Below are 17,855 nucleotides of genomic sequence, written 5' to 3'. Positions count from 1 at the left end.
GAGAGAAATGATGCCAAATTTTGCTTTTTCAGTTATCCTGAGCTTACTTTTATCATTGATGATGAATATGAACTTCTGTGTGAATTGTGGACATAAAACCACCGCTAAAATTCCTTTGGGCGATCAGCAAATTCGTAGCGTATGTGATTCATGCGGCTCTATTCATTACATTAATCCGAAAGTGATTTGTGGCGCTTTGATCCTCTGGGAAAACAAAGTACTGTTGTGCCGTCGTGCCATTGAACCACGCTACGGCTTATGGACTTTACCTGCCGGCTATATGGAACTGTTTGAAACCATGGAGCAAGGGGCTGCCCGGGAAACCCGTGAAGAAGCCGAAGCTGAAGTAGACATTGAACAGCTGTACTGTATGTATAACATTCCGCGTATTGGTCAGATTTATGTGCTATTTAAAGCCAATCTGATTGATGGAAAATTTGGTGCGGGTGAAGAGACCATCGAAACACGTTTATTTGATGAAGTAGATATTCCCTGGACCGAACTTGCCTTCCCGAGTGTAGAACATACTCTCAGACATTATTTTGAAGACCGTAAAAATAATATTTTTCCAATGCATCTGGAAACCTTAGGCACGCGTCTAGACCATACCGGTTAAATCTAATATGCATAAAAAAATCCCATACTAAGATGGGATTTTTTTATTTTTAAGGAATATTATTTAGCTTTGACTTGATAGCAATCCGCGAGTTTAAACTCAACCGAACCACCGTTTAATTTTGCCAGGCTAATATCTGCCGGTGTTTCACCCTCATTGTTATTATTATAAACTTTTTGAAAACTCGCATAGGTATTGGCCCATTGTACCCCATCCCCTGCCGAATTCAGGAAAGTTACACGCCCATTCTGGCCCACATTAGTATCCAACACATTAGACAAATTGAGCAGCGCACCACCGATCACAATCGAATCCCTAGAATCCGGTGAAGACTGGATGCGTGAGTCTACCCCTACCAATGCGCCATTGATATTACCAAACTTTTCATTGGCCAAAATCAGGCGCATGGAAACCGCTTTATCAGCCACAAATGCACGTCCCAAAGTTCCAAGGCGATATTGTTGTATGCCTTGATGATCTAAGAGCGTATCTGCCAACACATCGCCTTGACAGCCATTCACCGGATCAGTCGCGAAATTACTAGAGGATTGCATATTGGTGCGTACATCACCATTGCTGTCAATTACGATTCCTAAAGTAATTGGGCTGACAGTGGTATCTGTAAATTTAAATTCCAGATTGGCATACATTGGGAAGATATATTTCTCCTTATCTGCCACATTCTGCGCTGTTTTAAAGACCTGACGATCCAGATAACTAATCGGGAAAATCTTGTAGAGATCAACGCTTCCCGTATAGTTTTCACCATCGGCCTGCAAACGCCACAACCCCAAGTTGGCTTGATCAGAAGTATCCAGCGATTTTTTGTCAGTCACCACTTTATAGAAAGCTTCTTTACCCGCGATCACATAATCATTCAATAATCTGCCTTGATACAACTCAAGCGGAGTCGCATTATTTGCGATATTCAGACGGTAAGGCGTGTTAATGGTTTTACTGGTTGGATGAATCCATGAACTTTGCGGATCAGCGGTCATTTGTACCGGTTTCACCTTACGGATGAGTTGAGCATTAATCCCCCCTAAGGAAGATAAATTTTCTTTAGCCAATGTTAACTGGGTATCACGCCATTGCAGGCCGCTGCCAAAGGTATAGCCCTGGCGATCAGTAATCAGCATGAAATGGCCAAATAAATATTTAGTATTCTTATTCTTAATATCACAAGGGCTTTGATTACAGCCCACCAATCCATCCGAACCAGTCAGGTTACTACCAATCACGCCAGATGTTGAAAATAATGAAAATTCTGGCTGATACACGGCTGCGTTGGCAATCGTCACCAGTTTTTTAACAGTGGCAAAAGCCACCTCATCCGAAATTGTGCTGATATCAACAAAATCTTTAATTTTGGTCGCCAAATCGGCATCCATCAGATTGATATTCTCACTGGTTTTCGCCAGGTCTTTACGCATCTCTTCAGTAATATACAAAGGTTGTACATCAGATGGATTAATAATACGCCCTTCTTCTAACGCCAAAGCTTGCAGAATTTTAACCAGACGCATGGCCACCTGAACGGTAGGATCATTAGGCACCAAATCACCTACTGGACGTCGAGCAATCCCAGTTGCAATATCGATTACACTTAAACGCGGCAGCTGGGTCTGGGCACTAAAACTGGCATAATCGCTGAGTTTAATTTGACCTAAATTAATCTTGCGTGAAGCAAAACTTTGAATATAAAACTCAATATTATCCGTCTTTTGACAGGTTCCAGAAGCAACCCCGTTTTTACTATCAAATAAGGTAATAAAGGTATTTTCTGTATCGCTACTACAGTTAAAGTTCAAACCATCGAGCGGATATTCCAGCCCCCATTCCACACAGTTAGTTGTACCTGGGGTACAAGTACCATTGGTCGTGGCTTCATCATTTTTTTCTGGAATGACATTGGCACTTTCCCCACCACACCCACTCAGTGCCGTTAAAAGTGTGGTTAAAGCAAATGGAAATAATATTTTATTTTTCATCTTTTTGTACTCGAATAGTCCTTATCGAATGGCGACTAATTTTAGTTGTCCATGATTTGTCAGCATCTTGTCTTCAACATCTATCGCGGAGGCCAAAGGCGTCAATAATACATATTCACTTTGAGCAGGAATCTGGAGAACCCCTTCGATACACTCATGTTGAATAATATTCGCCTGACCTTCCTGATTTTTAAAACCGCCCGCTCCTTCAAGCACACAGCCGCGACTGTCTAAAAACACAACAAAAGGCCAATAATACGTTGGATTTTTCTGGCTAGAAGCATAAGAGTTGATCTGAATATTCTGGATATCGGATTGAAGCTTTACCACTTCAAAATCAAATTCGTCTGCTTTAAGAGGTGCGCGAGGCCACAGGCTAACTGCTTTTTTAAGGCTGATTTCTTTCGCTTTTTTAATTTTCTTATCATTAAAACACTGCTTGCCCAAGCTATCGATGGTCTCCGACTGTGAAATACGATAATAACTTTGAGCCAGTACTACAGGACCGGAATCTACTTCTGGCGTTTGAAACAAGGATTTTAATACAGATTGTCCCACCCCTTTTTCACGTTCAATTGTCTGGATCCGAGTAGTTCCGATATTTTTATCTACTACTCCTTCGGGCATGCTATAGAAACGTTTTTTACCTTCCAAATTAAATTCTTTATTTTCCAGATACTCACTATCCACATATTCAATACCTTCAACCCGGCTAAATCCCGGTTTGTGTATGTTAGCAACAGAAGATCCAACTCCAGCATCAGAAATTTGAGGAGCTTTAGATCCAGATTTTAATTGTGGTTTAGACTGAATCTTTTCTTGCGCAGTATGCAGTTGTACTGGTTGTACTGGTTGTACTGGTTGTACTGGTTGTACTGGTTGTACTGGTTGTACAACCATATTATGGCCATGCTTAGGTTTAACTTGTCCATTTTCTACGACGGGAACTTTTTCTAAGTTTTGCTTCACAGGTGTGGAATGAACTGCTGCAGCTCCTACTTTTTTTGCCAATCGAGATTTGTCCTCAGTTTTTTTCTCTGCATTATTACGTGGTACGACTAATGGTCGCCCATCCGGACCAATAATCGTAATAAATTCTTTAGCGCTTGTATAAAAAGACATGGATACCAGGCTTAAAGCCAGTACCGCTGTCAATCCAACGTTCCCTGTCTTGATCATTTTTCCCTTACCAACGAGTGCGATAGTTCAAACCTAAAATTGTAATTTTGGTATCTGTTTTTACGTTTAAACCTGCATATGGGTTTAATAACAGGTTATTTACCCCAGTCTGGTTGGCTAAACTACTGGTATTTGCTGGAATCTGATCTTTGCTACGCAAGAAACCAATTGATAGATCCAGATCAGTGTCTGCATCAAATCGGTAACCTACACCTAAACCAAATAACTGTGCACCATTGATCGGTACCATGGTATTACGCTTATTTTTCGGAATAGCACTGGTACGTGGCTCATAACCTGCCCGAAGCTTCAAACGATCTGTAGCTGAATACTCCATCCCAATACCGAAGTTCCACGGCGATTCAAATCCCATCGGTAAAGCCAAGGTTGAGTCAGTGACATTGGCAGACAAAATTTTGGCAATTTTTAGAGCTGAAATGGTACGGTCAAATTCAAATTTAAATTCGTCCCAAACCTTGTAATCTGTCCAGCCAATATCAAAATTCACTTGCAAATCTGGCATCACTTTATATTTGATACCTGCCTGAAAATGCGCCGGATATTCAAAATCCTGCGACACCAGACCAGATTCATTTGATGGTATGTAAGTAGGAAATCCAAGAATTGCAGCCAGAATCTGGCCGGTCGGTGAGGTCATTAAACCTTTGATCATTTCCTGAGGAGCTTTGGCATTATCAATATGATATTTACCTTTTAAGCGCATTTTTGCAGCACTTTGGTACACCATACCAAAACTAAAGTCTTCGCGTGGTTCCCACAAGATTCCCAGGTTATAGCTTGGGCTTAAGTTTTGTTCAAGTGACAGTTGCATTTGACCAAACTTGCCAAATGGGTTCATCCCCTCATCAGCATTACAGATCCCGAGCAAAAGAATATCTGTAATAATGTCGGAATTTTCTTTAAACGGCGTACATACGACTTCGTCGATCATACGCAACATCCCGATCAACTCATTCGGGAAACGCAAGTCCGTTTTCATCCCGATGGCTTGATAAGACATCCCGATAGAAGCACCAATCGACAGTTGGTCATTGACCTCATAACCGATGGATGGTGACAGATAGGTAATCCGCTCTAAAGCAACCTGCTGTCCCATAAAGTTTGCCGGGTTACCATCTTCATGACCAAAACCTGCCATGAGAGGAGCATAAACAGCAGTCGCATAAGTGGCTTTCGATCCAGGGGGATTGTATGCGATCCCCATCGTGGGTGCAGTCAAAGGAAGACCTTCGCCTAAATCCACCATTTTTTTCAGAAAAGGGACATAAAGACTGACATATTCCACATCGCCTTTTACCGGACCTTTAAAGTCAGTACACAAATCAGATGAAACTTCAGGACCGTCATTACAGACAATAGGATCATCAGAATAGCCAAATACGTTATATCCGGCCGGTACTGAAAACTCACGCTGGATATCAAAATTAGCCACAATGATTTGCTGTTCGGTTTGCAGACCATCAATTTTAGTCAATGCAGCCGGGTTAAAGTGGATGGCATTGACCCCTGGAGGATCTGCGGTGACGGCATTCCCCATGGATAGTGCACGTAAATCAACTGAAAGGTTGGTTCCCAATTGTGCAAAGGTATAACTTGAACAGCCCGCAAGAATAATTCCTGTTAATAACGGGCTAAGTCGAATGTTTTTCATACGACACCCCTATTAACTGATTTTTTTACCAAAACCTAAAATATCAAGTGGGAATGATAATCCCAACGAAACATCCGGTGCATCTTCGGTCAGCCCTAGGCCAACGGTACCATTAACAATGGTTTCTGGAGAGACTCGCACACCTAAGGAAATTGCAAAGGTAGAACTGGTCTGATCTGCAGCAGAATAACTTTCACCAGTGTTATAGTTAAATTCCGCACCAGTATTAAAGCTCTGCTGATAGGACATGGTCATCGAAACATCATAGTTAAATGAATATGCGAAACCAAAGGCAAAGCCTCCACTAATCCCCGGTTCAAACTCCTCAATAATCCGGCTACCTCGACGCTGATTCAGGCCCGATTCTTTAAAACCATAGTTCGCAGAAACTGATGCAAACAATACGACTGGGTCAATGTATTTACGCGTACTGGCACCCACACCAGCAGAATAATAGCCCTTTCCTGCTGCCAGATCTGTCGCGGCATTAATTTCATAAGGGCTGTCACCCGTTTTAGTTGATAAATTACCAAATAAAATCAGAGGCAGACGACCCGCTTTTAGGGGAAAGGGTTCCCAGCGAGCACCCAAACTAATATCACCCAAACCCGCAGTAGAGGTATCTTTCAACAAGTCAGTTTTGGCCACTAAAGGTAGGGATGCAGTCAAGGTCAGGTTATCTTTCACACCATATTGGAAAGTAAAAGTATTAGTCATACTATGTGTTGCATTTTCTTGAACACGTAGTTGATACAATTGGCCCTGTGCCATTTCTATATCAAGTTGGGTGTCTCGATAATAGGTATAATCAATATCGTAATATGATGAAATTTCGCTTTGTTTTATTAGAGAGTATTGGCGTTCATTTGACGTAAATACTTCTTCTAGGTTAGCTGCCTGAGTAGCATCTCCTTCTTGTTGCTGTAAAGCTTGAGATGCATCTATTACTTGGCCAGCCTGAGTCGCTACAGGTGCTGCTGTTTCGACGACAGCCTCTTCAACTGCTTCATATTCACCGAGTTCTGACTCTTCTGCAGCCTGCGTTTCGACTTGCCCAGTTTGATCGGGTACAGATGCAGCAGTTTCAACGACAACTTCTTCATCAACTGTTTCGTATTCACCTAGTGCTGGTTCTTCTGCAGCAAATGCAACGCCCATTACCATTTGAATGCTCAGTGCCAAGAACGTCTTGTTCATCCATTTACTGTTCATATCCATTTCACCATTTTAATTTTTATTACTGTTTTTCGTTTTATTTATTCTTGTAATACAGTCTCAGGAAGTTATGTTGATATTCCCCAAATTGTTCTGACTCTGTATTACGATTACGGTCCATACGGATCGTAGAAGCTTTATCAGCAATTTTGTCCATATAAAATTGTGGATACTGCATGTCAACCAAGGCATAGCGATTGATCGTAGCATCTTCTACATGGCGCATATCTGATTCTTTTAATGCTAGAAAATTTTTGCGATATTGTTCAGGTACATTAATCAGGAACAAAGTGTTATTTTCCCAAATATCCTGAAAACGCCGTTCCTCAAAACTGATATTACCAAGTGCCGGATCTGCAACATAAACCCGGCCATTTTTATAACCTTTATAAACTACAAAATGCTTAAATCCTGCATAGGAAATCGGAACAATGGCAGGCTGATCTTGATTGACTAAATCTTTGAACTCTCCTCGATAGCCTCCACTTCCCAACCCTAAGGCTGAAACAAAGCGCTTCATATCAAGCAGAGAAAAACTACGGCGTTCAACAATTTTATCCGTTTCACCGAATTTCATTAGCCCACTCATGACTTGCTGCTCATCCAGCTGCGTACCGACATAACCATTGAGGAGGGTCGTCAGTGCTGCCGAACCACAACTATAATCATAAGCTTGACGTACAATGCCCTGAAACTGATCTAGAAGTGCCGGTTTTACTTCTACAGCTTCACGGTGCATACGCACAAAAGAGTCATTTCTTGAATCAAGAACTTCAGTATAGTGAACAGCCCCATTCGGCTGTTTTTTGATATCCAGAGCTTCTTTGGCAGCGTAATACATCAATGCCGAGCCCAACGCGATCTCTAACATAATTATTAACTTTTCTTATAATGGGCATGATGTGCCTATTTTTCTTTTTATAGAGCATTCACTCTACTTCCCTGTAACTAGAAAGATACCTGCTTTTTCAAAAAAATACAGTATTTTTTTTATTTTTTAGATAAGTGAGATAGTCATAAAAAAGCGCGTGTAAACACGCGCTTTTTTTTTTAAAATAAAGATTAGTGGCCCGAAATAGTAATAATTGCGCCTTTAGTATAACTACCCTGAGCTTGAGAGTAGAAAGTTTGTAAACCTTGGACTTCCATATCACCAATTGATGATCTTGCTTCACGGTTACCTAAATGAATACCTTTAATGTATTGGTCTTTCGCTCCAGTATCATTACTTACAATACGAACATGCGCTGCCTTACCTAACTGAGCTGTAGTACCTACATAAGCATCGTTATATACAGAAATATTCTGGCTAATAGTTAAATCATTAGAATCCGCATCTGCGATTTTGATACTTTCAACAAAAATCTCACCGGCTTCACGTGTAGTCACTGCAGTCGTGCCTACCATCCCCACTGCTTTATTTTTAGACGAGTTATCTAAAATACCTAGGTTTTTAATTTCTAGACCACCAATCATTTTACTATTCATCTTGATCATAGCGCCTTGTGGAGCAGCACCCAGTTGAATATTGGCATTTATCACACCAGTTTTAACGTCAAAACCACTAATGATGTCGTTTACAACACCGGCACCACCTCGGCGAATCGAATCTGGATCATCTGCACCAGATGCAGTTACACCAATTCGACCAACTTTGATATCTAGACCCGATACTTGTGCAGCAACATTAATGAAAGGATTACCAGCACCAGCATCTGAATCAATCACCAAGTCAGCAAGGTTACGGGATGCAAGTAAATAGGCACCACTATTGTCATAATTGGCACCGATTACTACACCATGGGTTGCAGTAGTCGGATCAGCAAGAGCAGCAGCATCAGGTGCTGTATCAGTCTTACCACGGATTACGATCGCACCTGCTGTAGAAGTACCTCCGAAACCCGCCTCATTTGCAACACCTTTTGGCGCTAAACCGTCGTTATCATGGATAAATAATTTTTCAATAGCAATTTTCGAGATGCCGATACCAATTGTCAAACCGTCTTGACCCGTTGTTTCGCTTAGAGATGCATCATCCATTGCTTGCATCGCCATCGCATTGGCACTAAATGCAACTGAAGTCGCTAAAACTAATTTTGTAAATTTTTTCATTGTTTACTCTCCCAAGAGTACTATTTTTTTTGGTTGTGAATTACTCAGTGTTTAGGCTGTATTTTTTATTTTCTGACAGCTTAAGCATCTTTCCTTGAGTAATTTGCTAGCCCACTTAAATTAGCGTCGAGTCAGTTTTTGATCAACTGTTGTTGGTCGCAATCTGTCGCTTACCGATAAACGGTATTTCATGATTTAAAAATATTTTCCTGACTTCTTGATATAAAATAGTGAGTCATATTGAACTCTCTATAACTGAATGACCGAAGCTCTCTATCATCACCCTTTAAAATTTGAATCTCGTCTGGTTGCAGATCTATTATCCGCATTGAAGACATTGGATCATCTGGTGTATTTAAATAATAATAGTCAGCCTTTTATTGCCTGCTGCGCTCAAGAATATTTTATTGCCCAGACATCACAAATTCAGTCTTTTAAAAGAACAGGGATTGAACACTATCAGCACAGCCCATCTGAGTTTAATTTAGCAATCGATGCATTAAAAACTCCTCAAGAGAATGGCTTTCGTGGAGGTTATGTCGGTTTTATCGGCTACGATTATGCGGCTCAACAATATATTCAGTATCCAGATCGTCCTCAACCTGGTTTATTTATTGGTCAATTTTCTTCCTACATTAAACTAACCCTTGATGGCTGGATGTTCTATAGTGATGATCCACAGGCAGAACAGATTTTCAATCATATTCAGAACCTACTTAATCAAGATAAAATTCACCCGACATTTCATTTAAAAAATCCTTGTACCTCACGCTGGACCAAATCTGTCTATACTCAGGCTTTTCAGAAAATTCAGGACTATATTGTTGCAGGTGACTGCTATCAGATTAATCTAACCCAAGAATTTAAAGGTCGTGCCCAAGGCTCCCTCTTAGCCACTGCCCAAGCATTCTGGGCATTAACCGAAGCCCCCTATGCGGGTTATTTGCGTATTGGTGATTTTGAATTACTCAGTTGCTCACCCGAGTTATTTATTGACTTCGAAAAAAATCGGAAAATTATCACCAAACCAATTAAAGGCACCATGCCACGCTATAGCGATCCTGTGCTAGATGAACAATCTAAACACAACTTAAAAACATCGGAAAAAGATCAGGCAGAAAATGTCATGATTGTGGATTTATTACGTAATGATTTAAGTATTTATGCGGAAACAGGTTCAGTTAAAACACCCAAATTATTTAATATCGAAAGTTTTAATCAAGTGCATCATATGGTGAGCGAAGTAGAAGCGACCTTAAAAGCGGATGTGAATCCTTTCGAGGTGCTAATGTCAGCCCTACCAGGTGGCTCAATTACGGGGGCACCTAAAATTCGTGCCATGCAGATTATTGCTGAATTGGAAGGTGCAGCACGTGGAGCTTATTGTGGCTCAATGGGTTATTTTAATTTTGATGGTACCGGTTCCTGGAACATTCTGATTCGTTCCCTCCAAAAATATCAAGAAGATGTTTCTTTATGGGCGGGCGGTGGAATTACTATTTCTTCAGATTGTGATGCAGAATATCAGGAATGTTTTGATAAAGTTTCAGCGATGCTGGATCTATTAAATACATGGTATCAGCCTGAATAAATAAAAAAGCGAATCATTTGATTCGCTTTTTTATTTTGAATCCAGCCTAATCCTCATTTACCAAAGGAGGGAATCCTCTAATTCAGTAAAACTAAGAAGACCCTTCTTTTATAAAGAGGAGTTTGGGGAGATTAAGCTAAAATATCGTTTTTCAAGGTATCGACTAAACGCTGATTTTGCTCATCTGTACCAATAGTAATTCGCAAGAACTGGTTAATACGTGGCTTGTTAAAATAACGCACGATAATGCCACGTTCACGCAACTCCCTTGCAAGCTCGCCTGCATCCGTAGATGGCAATGAGGCAAAAATAAAGTTGGCACTCGATGGTAAAACTTTAAAACCAAGCTCATTTAATTGAGACACCAACTTTTCACGGCTAGCAATCACTTTTGCATTTTGTGCTTCAAAGTAGGCCTGATCTTCAAATGAAGCGACCGCTGCAGCAATCGCAAAACGGTCCATCGGATAAGAGTTAAAGCTGTTTTTGACTGCTTCAAGTGCTACAATCAAATGTGGCTGGGCAATCGCGAAACCAACACGTAACCCTGCAAGAGAACGTGACTTCGAAGTAGTTTGACATACGACTAAATTTTCATATTTTTCAACCAGCTTGACTGCTGATTCGGCACCAAAATCCACATAGGCTTCATCAATCACCACCACTGAATCCGGATTGGCTTGCAGAATTTCCTCAATGGCTACCAAGCCTAGATCAATACTAGTCGGTGCATTAGGGTTAGTGATAATAATGCCACCATTAGCTTGTTTATAGTCATTTACAACAATTTCAAAGTCATCATTCAGTGGCAAGATTTTGGTTTTGACGCCGAAAAACTGACTATAAACCGGATAGAAACTATAGGTAATATCTGGATAAAGTACAGGCCGTTCTTGAACAAAAAATGCTTTAAAGATATGTGCCAAAACCTCATCTGAGCCATTGCCGACAAAGACGGTTTCAACAGGTACATTTTGCTGTTTAGCGATCGCCTGTTTCAGTTCAGACGCATCCGGATCTGGATATAAACGCAAAACGTCTGCTGAATTTGCCAATACCTGTTGTACTGCCGCAACCACTTTGGGTGATGGCGGATACGGATTTTCATTGGTATTAAGTTTTAAAATATTCTGGATTTTTGGTTGTTCGCCTGGGATATACGGTTCTAATTCACGTACTTCAGGACTCCAAAAACGCATTTGTTCTGTTGTGATATTCATTTTGTATTCTCTTTAAACCCTCTCCTAACCTCTCCCTGAGCCATATATGGCGCAAGAGAGGAATTTTCATTACTAAAGACACAAGATTTTTGTGGTTTAAATTCTCCTCTCCTTTTAGGAGAGGGTCAGGGAGAGGTTGTAATGCTATTTATGATTGATAACGATAACGTGCTGACTGTGCATGTGCATCCAAGTTCTCTTGTTGCGCCAAGATATCCGCAGTTTTTGCTAAAGTTTTTACACCTTCTTGTGAGCACATGATCAAACTTGAACGCTTCTGGAAATCATAGACACCAAGTGGCGATGAAAAACGCGCAGTACCTGAAGTTGGCAAGACATGGTTTGGCCCGGCACAGTAATCACCAATGGCTTCAGGCGTATAACGACCCATAAAGATTGCACCTGCATGACGAATGCTATCAGACATTGCTTCTGCATCATCTAAACATAACATCAAATGCTCAGGCGCTACCTGATTAATCAAATCTGACGCTTCTTGACGGTCTTTTACCAAGACTAAAGCACCACGATTGGCAATCGAAGTACGGGCAATTTCCGCCTTCGGTAATGTTGCCAAGTGCATTTCAATCACCTGCTCAACGGCATTTAGCAACTGTTCATCTGGTGTGATGAAAATGGCTTGTGCCACAGTGTCATGCTCAGCTTGCGAAAGTAAATCCATGGCCAGCCATTCAGCATTATTTTGGCCTTCGGCATATACCAAAATTTCAGAAGGCCCTGCAATCATGTCGATGCCGACCTGACCAAACACTGCACGTTTTGCTGCAGCAACAAAACGGTTGCCCGGGCCAGTAATTTTATCTACTGCTGGGACAGTTTCTGTACCATAAGCCAATGCCGCAACCGCTTGTGCGCCACCAATGGTAAAGACACGCGTTACGCCTGCCAGATATGCAGCCGCCAGTACCAATGGGTTTAAATCACCATTCGGCGCAGGTACCACCATAATAATTTCAGGAACACCCGCCACATGTGCAGGCACCGCATTCATCAATACTGAAGATGGATAAGACGCCAGACCACCCGGTACATAAATCCCCACACGATCCAGTGGAGTCACTTTCTGACCGAGCGTATTGCCCAAGGCATCGACATAAGTCCAGCCATCTTGCTTTTGTGCTTGATGGAATTCCCGAATACGATTCGCTGCAAGTTCAAGCGCTTCCCGGACTTCCGTGCTTAGACCATCAAATGCTGCTTTCAATTGTTCCTGGGTCAGTTCAAGCTCTGAAAATTGATGCGCCGGATGTCGATCGAACTGTTGAGTGAGTTTAAGAACTTGAGCATCACCATGCTGACGAACATCAGCAATAATTTGATCTACAGTTTTTAAAAGTTCAGGATCATTAACAGTTTCAAAAGCCAACAAGTCAGCAAAAGCTTGCTTGAAGTTTTGATCTTGGGTCGATAAACGTCGCATCAATTTACCCATCAGGTTTGAATTCGAAGGCTTTAGTTTACCTGTTTTCCAGACTTTTGTCGGCAGCTATAGTGCTCTAGCCCTATGAGTTTTATTGGAAATAACTTTTGGTAAAATTGATGAAAGAATTCACATCATATTTATGTTCAATCGAATAAAAAAACCGCCCTAAGAGGACGGTTTTTGTGTTCAGCATAAATTATGCTTTTTTCGCTTGCTCACGTGCTTCAACCGCTTGTTCCAGTTGAGCCAAAATCGGATTTAATAATGCCTGCTTACGCTTGAAGCTAGCTTTGTTTACGATTAAACGTGAAGACACTTTACAGATTTCTTCAAGTGGCTCTAAGCCATTGGCACGCAAAGTATTGCCTGTATCTACGACGTCAACAATGTAATCACCCAGACCAACCAGTGGTGCAAGTTCCATGGAGCCATACAGCTTGATCACATCAACCTGCTCACCCAAGCTGGCATAGTATTGACGGGTCAAATTCACGTACTTGGTCGCAATTTTTAAACGACCTTTAGGACGTTGCATCCCCACCTTACCGGCGGTCATCAATTTACATACCGCAATTTTCAGGTCCAATGGTTCATAGACGTTTTGCGCGCCATGTTCCATCAATACATCTTTACCGGCCACACCAATATCGGCTGCACCATTTTCAACATAAGTCGGTACATCTGAAGCACGTAAAATTAGAATACGAACCTGTTTATGCGTGGTCGGGAAAATCAATTTACGAGATTTATCAGGATCTTCTAAAAGATTAATCCCTGCTGTTTCTAGCAAAGGTAAAGTCTCTTTTAAGATACGCCCCTTACTTAATGCCAAAGTTAAACCATGATCAAAATTGCCCATTACGTCAAAGTTTGGATCATCGTTTCTCATATCGCTCATTAATTTACTCGCTTAATTTGGGCACCTAAACTTTGTAACTTTGCTTCTACATCTTCATAACCGCGGTCAATATGATAAATGCGGTCAATCAGCGTTTCACCTTCAGCGGCAAGTGCTGCCAGCACCAAAGAGAACGAAGCACGTAAATCTGTTGCCATTACGGGTGCGGCAGAAAGTTTTTCTACACCCGTTACCACAGCATCATTACCTTCTACCTGAATATTGGCACCCATACGTGCCAATTCAGGAACATGCATGAAACGGTTTTCAAAAATCGTTTCAGAAATTGTCGCAAAGCCTTGAGCAATGGCATTCACAGCCATAATCTGGGCTTGCATATCGGTTGGAAATTCTGGATGTGGTAAGGTTTGGAAGCTGACAGCTTTCGGACGTTTACCCAGCATATCCAGTTCAATCCAGTCGTCACCACGGGTCACTTCTGCGCCCATTTCTTCAAACTTGTCCAGCACCGCTTCCATCAGGGACGGATCAGTATGCGTGGTTTTGATACGACCGCCAGTGATCGCTGCTGCTGCCAGATATGAACCGGTTTCAATCCGGTCAGCAACAACCGCATATTCACAGCCATGCAGACGTTCGACACCGGTCACAATTAAAGTATCGGTATCTAGACCTTCAATCTTGGCACCCATCTTGATCAGCATTTGCGCAAGATCAGTGATCTCAGGTTCACGTGCTGCATTGCGAATCGTGGTCACACCATCGGCCAACACGGCAGCCATCAGAATATTTTCTGTCCCACCCACAGTCACCATATCAAAGACAACTTCGCCACCTTTCAGGCAACCATCGACTTTGGCATGTACATAACCGGCTTCGACTTCAATCTCGGCGCCTAAAGCTTCTAAAGCTTTCAAATGCTGATCGACAGGACGGGAACCAATCGCACAACCGCCTGGTAAAGACACTTTTGCACTGCCATAGCGCGCCAATAATGGACCAAGCACCAAAATAGAAGCACGCATAGTTTTTACGAGCTCATACGGTGCGAACTGGTTATCTAATGTAGAAGTATCAGCAACAACCGTATCGCCTTCATAAGTCATGGTGATCCCAAGACCAGCAATCAGCTTCACCAACGTATTGACATCTTTTAGATTAGGAACATTTCTGAGCGTAATCGGGGTATCAGCAAGAATCATTGCTGCCAATAATGGAAGTGCTGCATTCTTTGCACCAGAAATGCGCACTTCACCTTCGAGCTTGATACCGCCCTGAATTAAAAATTTATCCATTAAATGATTAAGCTCCAAATAAGCTTGCTTTGCGCCATTCTTCTTTTGTCATCGCGCGAATCGTTACTGCGTGAACTGCACCACTGGCAATATGGGCATTGAGAGGAGCATAAACAGCTTGTTGGCGTGCAACTGGACGCTTACCTTCAAATTGATCATCCACAATACGGAGATCAAATTTTCCGCCCTGACCACTCACAGCAACATCCGCCTCTGGAAAAGCGGCTTCTAAAATTTCAGCGAGCTGTTCATTATTCATCACAAGACCTCTTATAGGACTAAGGGTGTAAAACGAGCCATTTTACTATAAATAGCAAAAATAATTCATGGATCCATACATTATATATATAAAAAAAAGAGGCTTTTAAAACCTCTTTTTCATCATTTGTCCTTTATAGAGCTAAAGGATGCTGCTGTAAATGCATTTCCCGGTATCGATCAATCTGCCGTTTCAATTTTTCGGTCAATATTTTAATTGAGGTATACATATCATCTGCGGTGGCGTGAGCAAAAAATTCAATGCCCGGTAATCGGATAATAGCCTCTGCGATATGATTACTACTGCCCTTTCTAGAGCGTTTATCAATTTGATGATCTTTCGAGAGTTTCACTTGCATACTATTCACCTGATCTAGGTGCTTCGTCATCTGTGAAAACTTGGTTTTTATACTTTCTTCAATAGCTGGCGTAATCGATAAATGATGTCCACGAATTGTTATTTGCATAGTTCTATCCCTCACCTTCGTTAGGATTAGAAGAGTCTCAATATAAAATAATTTAAATACAGTAACTTATAAATAAAATATCCGTATTTTAAGTCCTGAATCAAATCAATCTTACTGATCCTCAAAAGAAAAAAGATTCATTATGTTGTCATAATGAATCTCTAGAATAGCCAGATTTCAAATTTTAGATCAAGACTTTTCGCTCAGAAGATGAAGGAATATGTAACGATTCACGATATTTCGCCACCGTACGTCGTGCCACATCAATGCCTTCATCTTTTAACATATTGGCAATTGCATTATCAGACAGAGGCTTACGGGCATTTTCTTCGGAAATCAGTTTTTTGATTTTGGCACGAATAGCAGTAGAAGATGCTTCACCACCTGAAGTAGTCCCGACATGACTCGAGAAGAAATATTTCAACTCGAACAATCCACGTGGGGTCAGCATATATTTATTGGTGGTTACACGAGAAACTGTAGATTCATGCAATTCGACTTCTTCGGCAATATCTCTTAAAACCAGAGGTTTCATGCCTTCCGCCCCAATTTCCAAGAACATCTTTTGATGTTCTACAATACAAGTCGCGACTTTCAATAATGTTTTATGCCGTTCATCGATACTTTTGATAAAGTTCTTCGCTTCCAGCATCTGATTACGCAGGTACTGATTATCATCGCTATGATCTGCACGACGAATCATTTTGGCATAAAAAGAATTGACGCGTAACTTTGGCAGTACATCCGAGTTTAAATTGACTTGCCAGCAGTTATTCTTTTTCATCACCACAACATCTGGCACCTGATAATCCGATTCCTTGTTTTCAAATTCCAGACCTGGATGCGGTTTTAAGGTTTTTAGCAAATCTACAGCACAGCGCAACTGTTCTGGATTTAAGCCAGTCTGTTTGATCAGCTTAGGAAGCTCATTGGTAATCAACAATTCATAATGTTGCAGAAGTTTGATCGCATCATTTCGGCAAGGGGTTGACGCAGGTAAATTATCAAGTTGAACCAATAGGCATTCTGCCAAGCTTCTAGAACCTACACCCACCGGATCCAAACGTTGAATATGCTTTAATACAACGGCAACCTCATCATCTTCAATTTCTTCTTCGGCCCCTATAGAAGAGAGTAAATGTTGTACTGATGCAGTAATTTCACTTAACTCTGCATCTAAAAAACCTTTGTCGTCCAGAGAGTCGACGATACAATAAGCGATTAATTTATCAACCTGTGAAAAATTCAGCAGATTAATTTGTTCTAGCATATATTCTTGCAGGCTCTGATGCCCTTGACGATTATCTTCACGCTCTTCGAACTCGGCTGCCCCCAGACTTGTAGGTTGATGGGTATAGACATCATCCCAATCGGTATCTACAGGTAAATCATCAGGCAGATGATCGGCATTAAGTTCATTGGTTAGATCGTGATTTTCATTATTTGATTCAATTGTAGATAAGCTTTCAAGGGTAATTTGCTCTTCAACTTTTTCTAATAGAGGATTACTATCAAGTTGCAACTGAACTTCTTGCTCCAATTCCAGACTTGAAAGTTGTAATAGCCGAATTGCTTGCTGTAATTGTGGAGTTAATGACAGCGAGTTCGCAATTTTTATGCCCACTGATAATCTCATTGTTACCCCCTTAATAGAAAATCCCGTTTTATAAGCAATTTTTATGCCGTTTTATTTTTTATAACACAGATTTACCAAAAAACATACAAATCGGATTTTAAATTTCTAGTCTTTCATAACTAATAATTGTTTAAATACTTAAATTTTCGAATAAAAAAATCCCCCTCTGCCTTGGCGGAGGGGGATTTTGGAATAATGAGCTGGCGATGACTTACTCTCACATGGGTAACCCCACACTACCATCAGCGCTAAGAGGTTTCACTTCTGAGTTCGGGAAGGGATCAGGTGGTTCACTCTTGC

General features: G+C 41.2%; 15 protein-coding genes and 1 rRNA gene. 2 read left to right on the top strand and 14 right to left on the bottom strand.

What is annotated here, in order from left to right; genetic code table 11:
* The first annotated feature begins 67 nt into the window (after positions 1–67).
* Complete coding sequence (locus AC1IR0_RS11015; RefSeq protein WP_409654766.1) at positions 68–616, top strand: NUDIX hydrolase; 549 nt, start codon at positions 68–70, stop codon at positions 614–616.
* A gap of 59 nt (positions 617–675) precedes the next feature.
* Here the strand turns inward: AC1IR0_RS11015 and filF are convergent, their stop codons facing one another.
* The 6 genes from filF to filA all read right to left on the bottom strand — a co-directional run bounded on the left by filF (position 676) and on the right by filA (position 8,785).
* Positions 676–2,607, bottom strand: coding sequence for a putative pilus system protein FilF (filF, locus tag AC1IR0_RS11010; RefSeq protein ID WP_409654729.1), 1,932 nt, complete (start codon positions 2,605–2,607; stop codon positions 676–678).
* Positions 2,608–2,628: 21 nt separating this feature from the next.
* On the bottom strand, positions 2,629–3,786 hold the full coding sequence (gene filE / locus AC1IR0_RS11005; RefSeq protein ID WP_479741388.1) for a putative pilus assembly protein FilE: 1,158 nt from the start codon (positions 3,784–3,786) through the stop codon (positions 2,629–2,631).
* Between the two features lie 7 nt (positions 3,787–3,793).
* Positions 3,794–5,458 (bottom strand): putative pilus system OmpP1/FadL family transporter FilD, encoded by a 1,665-nt coding sequence (gene filD, locus AC1IR0_RS11000; RefSeq protein ID WP_409654736.1) that lies wholly within the window; start codon positions 5,456–5,458, stop codon positions 3,794–3,796.
* Positions 5,459–5,470: 12 nt separating this feature from the next.
* Positions 5,471–6,676, bottom strand: a complete 1,206-nt coding sequence (filC, locus tag AC1IR0_RS10995) for a putative pilus system protein FilC (RefSeq protein WP_222111944.1) — start codon at positions 6,674–6,676, stop codon at positions 5,471–5,473.
* A 34-nt stretch (positions 6,677–6,710) separates the two neighbouring features.
* Complete coding sequence (filB, locus tag AC1IR0_RS10990; RefSeq protein WP_409654740.1) at positions 6,711–7,544, bottom strand: putative pilus system C39 family peptidase FilB; 834 nt, start codon at positions 7,542–7,544, stop codon at positions 6,711–6,713.
* Between the two features lie 191 nt (positions 7,545–7,735).
* The gene (gene filA / locus AC1IR0_RS10985) at positions 7,736–8,785 is read right to left on the bottom strand and encodes a putative pilus system protein FilA (protein ID WP_004730733.1); all 1,050 of its coding nucleotides are present in this window, start codon (positions 8,783–8,785) and stop codon (positions 7,736–7,738) included.
* Positions 8,786–9,044: 259 nt separating this feature from the next.
* Between filA and AC1IR0_RS10980 the strand changes: the two genes are divergently transcribed.
* Positions 9,045–10,376, top strand: a complete 1,332-nt coding sequence (locus AC1IR0_RS10980; protein ID WP_409654743.1) for an anthranilate synthase component I family protein — start codon at positions 9,045–9,047, stop codon at positions 10,374–10,376.
* A 131-nt stretch (positions 10,377–10,507) separates the two neighbouring features.
* On the opposite strand, the gene hisC is transcribed toward AC1IR0_RS10980, so the two are convergent.
* The 8 genes from hisC to rrf all read right to left on the bottom strand — a co-directional run.
* The gene (gene hisC, locus AC1IR0_RS10975) at positions 10,508–11,596 is read right to left on the bottom strand and encodes a histidinol-phosphate transaminase (RefSeq protein WP_409654746.1); all 1,089 of its coding nucleotides are present in this window, start codon (positions 11,594–11,596) and stop codon (positions 10,508–10,510) included.
* Between the two features lie 148 nt (positions 11,597–11,744).
* The gene (gene hisD, locus AC1IR0_RS10970) at positions 11,745–13,049 is read right to left on the bottom strand and encodes a histidinol dehydrogenase (RefSeq protein ID WP_409654749.1); all 1,305 of its coding nucleotides are present in this window, start codon (positions 13,047–13,049) and stop codon (positions 11,745–11,747) included.
* Positions 13,050–13,236: 187 nt separating this feature from the next.
* Positions 13,237–13,938 carry an ATP phosphoribosyltransferase gene (hisG, locus tag AC1IR0_RS10965; protein WP_005107786.1) on the bottom strand — a complete coding sequence of 234 codons (702 nt, stop codon included), beginning with the start codon at positions 13,936–13,938 and terminating at the stop codon, positions 13,237–13,239.
* Complete coding sequence (gene murA, locus AC1IR0_RS10960; protein WP_409654753.1) at positions 13,938–15,194, bottom strand: UDP-N-acetylglucosamine 1-carboxyvinyltransferase; 1,257 nt, start codon at positions 15,192–15,194, stop codon at positions 13,938–13,940. Before murA ends, hisG begins: the two co-directional genes overlap by 1 nt.
* A gap of 7 nt (positions 15,195–15,201) precedes the next feature.
* Positions 15,202–15,453, bottom strand: coding sequence for a BolA family iron metabolism protein IbaG (gene ibaG / locus AC1IR0_RS10955; RefSeq protein WP_004730742.1), 252 nt, complete (start codon positions 15,451–15,453; stop codon positions 15,202–15,204).
* Between the two features lie 133 nt (positions 15,454–15,586).
* The gene (gene hpf, locus AC1IR0_RS10950) at positions 15,587–15,919 is read right to left on the bottom strand and encodes a ribosome hibernation-promoting factor, HPF/YfiA family (RefSeq protein ID WP_004730744.1); all 333 of its coding nucleotides are present in this window, start codon (positions 15,917–15,919) and stop codon (positions 15,587–15,589) included.
* A gap of 184 nt (positions 15,920–16,103) precedes the next feature.
* The gene (locus AC1IR0_RS10945; protein WP_004730747.1) at positions 16,104–17,555 is read right to left on the bottom strand and encodes an RNA polymerase factor sigma-54; all 1,452 of its coding nucleotides are present in this window, start codon (positions 17,553–17,555) and stop codon (positions 16,104–16,106) included.
* A 198-nt stretch (positions 17,556–17,753) separates the two neighbouring features.
* Positions 17,754–17,855 (bottom strand): 5S ribosomal RNA (gene rrf, locus AC1IR0_RS10940); the annotation flags it as partial.

Source organism: Acinetobacter sp. 129952, assembly GCF_056642055.1.
This window is presented reverse-complemented; position numbering and strand designations above follow the sequence as displayed.

What these genes read in the sequence shown, in the direction of transcription:
- AC1IR0_RS11015 (WP_409654766.1), top strand. Translation starts at nt 68, where the DNA reads ATGAACTTCTGTGTGAATTGTGGACATAAAACCACCGCTAAAATTCCT.
- filF (WP_409654729.1), bottom strand. Translation starts at nt 2,607, where the DNA reads ATGAAAAATAAAATATTATTTCCATTTGCTTTAACCACACTTTTAACG.
- filE (WP_479741388.1), bottom strand. Translation starts at nt 3,786, where the DNA reads ATGATCAAGACAGGGAACGTTGGATTGACAGCGGTACTGGCTTTAAGC.
- filD (WP_409654736.1), bottom strand. Translation starts at nt 5,458, where the DNA reads ATGAAAAACATTCGACTTAGCCCGTTATTAACAGGAATTATTCTTGCG.
- filC (WP_222111944.1), bottom strand. Translation starts at nt 6,676, where the DNA reads ATGGATATGAACAGTAAATGGATGAACAAGACGTTCTTGGCACTGAGC.
- filB (WP_409654740.1), bottom strand. Translation starts at nt 7,544, where the DNA reads ATGTTAGAGATCGCGTTGGGCTCGGCATTGATGTATTACGCTGCCAAA.
- filA (WP_004730733.1), bottom strand. Translation starts at nt 8,785, where the DNA reads ATGAAAAAATTTACAAAATTAGTTTTAGCGACTTCAGTTGCATTTAGT.
- AC1IR0_RS10980 (WP_409654743.1), top strand. Translation starts at nt 9,045, where the DNA reads ATGACCGAAGCTCTCTATCATCACCCTTTAAAATTTGAATCTCGTCTG.
- hisC (WP_409654746.1), bottom strand. Translation starts at nt 11,596, where the DNA reads ATGAATATCACAACAGAACAAATGCGTTTTTGGAGTCCTGAAGTACGT.
- hisD (WP_409654749.1), bottom strand. Translation starts at nt 13,049, where the DNA reads ATGGGTAAATTGATGCGACGTTTATCGACCCAAGATCAAAACTTCAAG.
- hisG (WP_005107786.1), bottom strand. Translation starts at nt 13,938, where the DNA reads ATGAGCGATATGAGAAACGATGATCCAAACTTTGACGTAATGGGCAAT.
- murA (WP_409654753.1), bottom strand. Translation starts at nt 15,194, where the DNA reads ATGGATAAATTTTTAATTCAGGGCGGTATCAAGCTCGAAGGTGAAGTG.
- ibaG (WP_004730742.1), bottom strand. Translation starts at nt 15,453, where the DNA reads ATGAATAATGAACAGCTCGCTGAAATTTTAGAAGCCGCTTTTCCAGAG.
- hpf (WP_004730744.1), bottom strand. Translation starts at nt 15,919, where the DNA reads ATGCAAATAACAATTCGTGGACATCATTTATCGATTACGCCAGCTATT.
- AC1IR0_RS10945 (WP_004730747.1), bottom strand. Translation starts at nt 17,555, where the DNA reads ATGAGATTATCAGTGGGCATAAAAATTGCGAACTCGCTGTCATTAACT.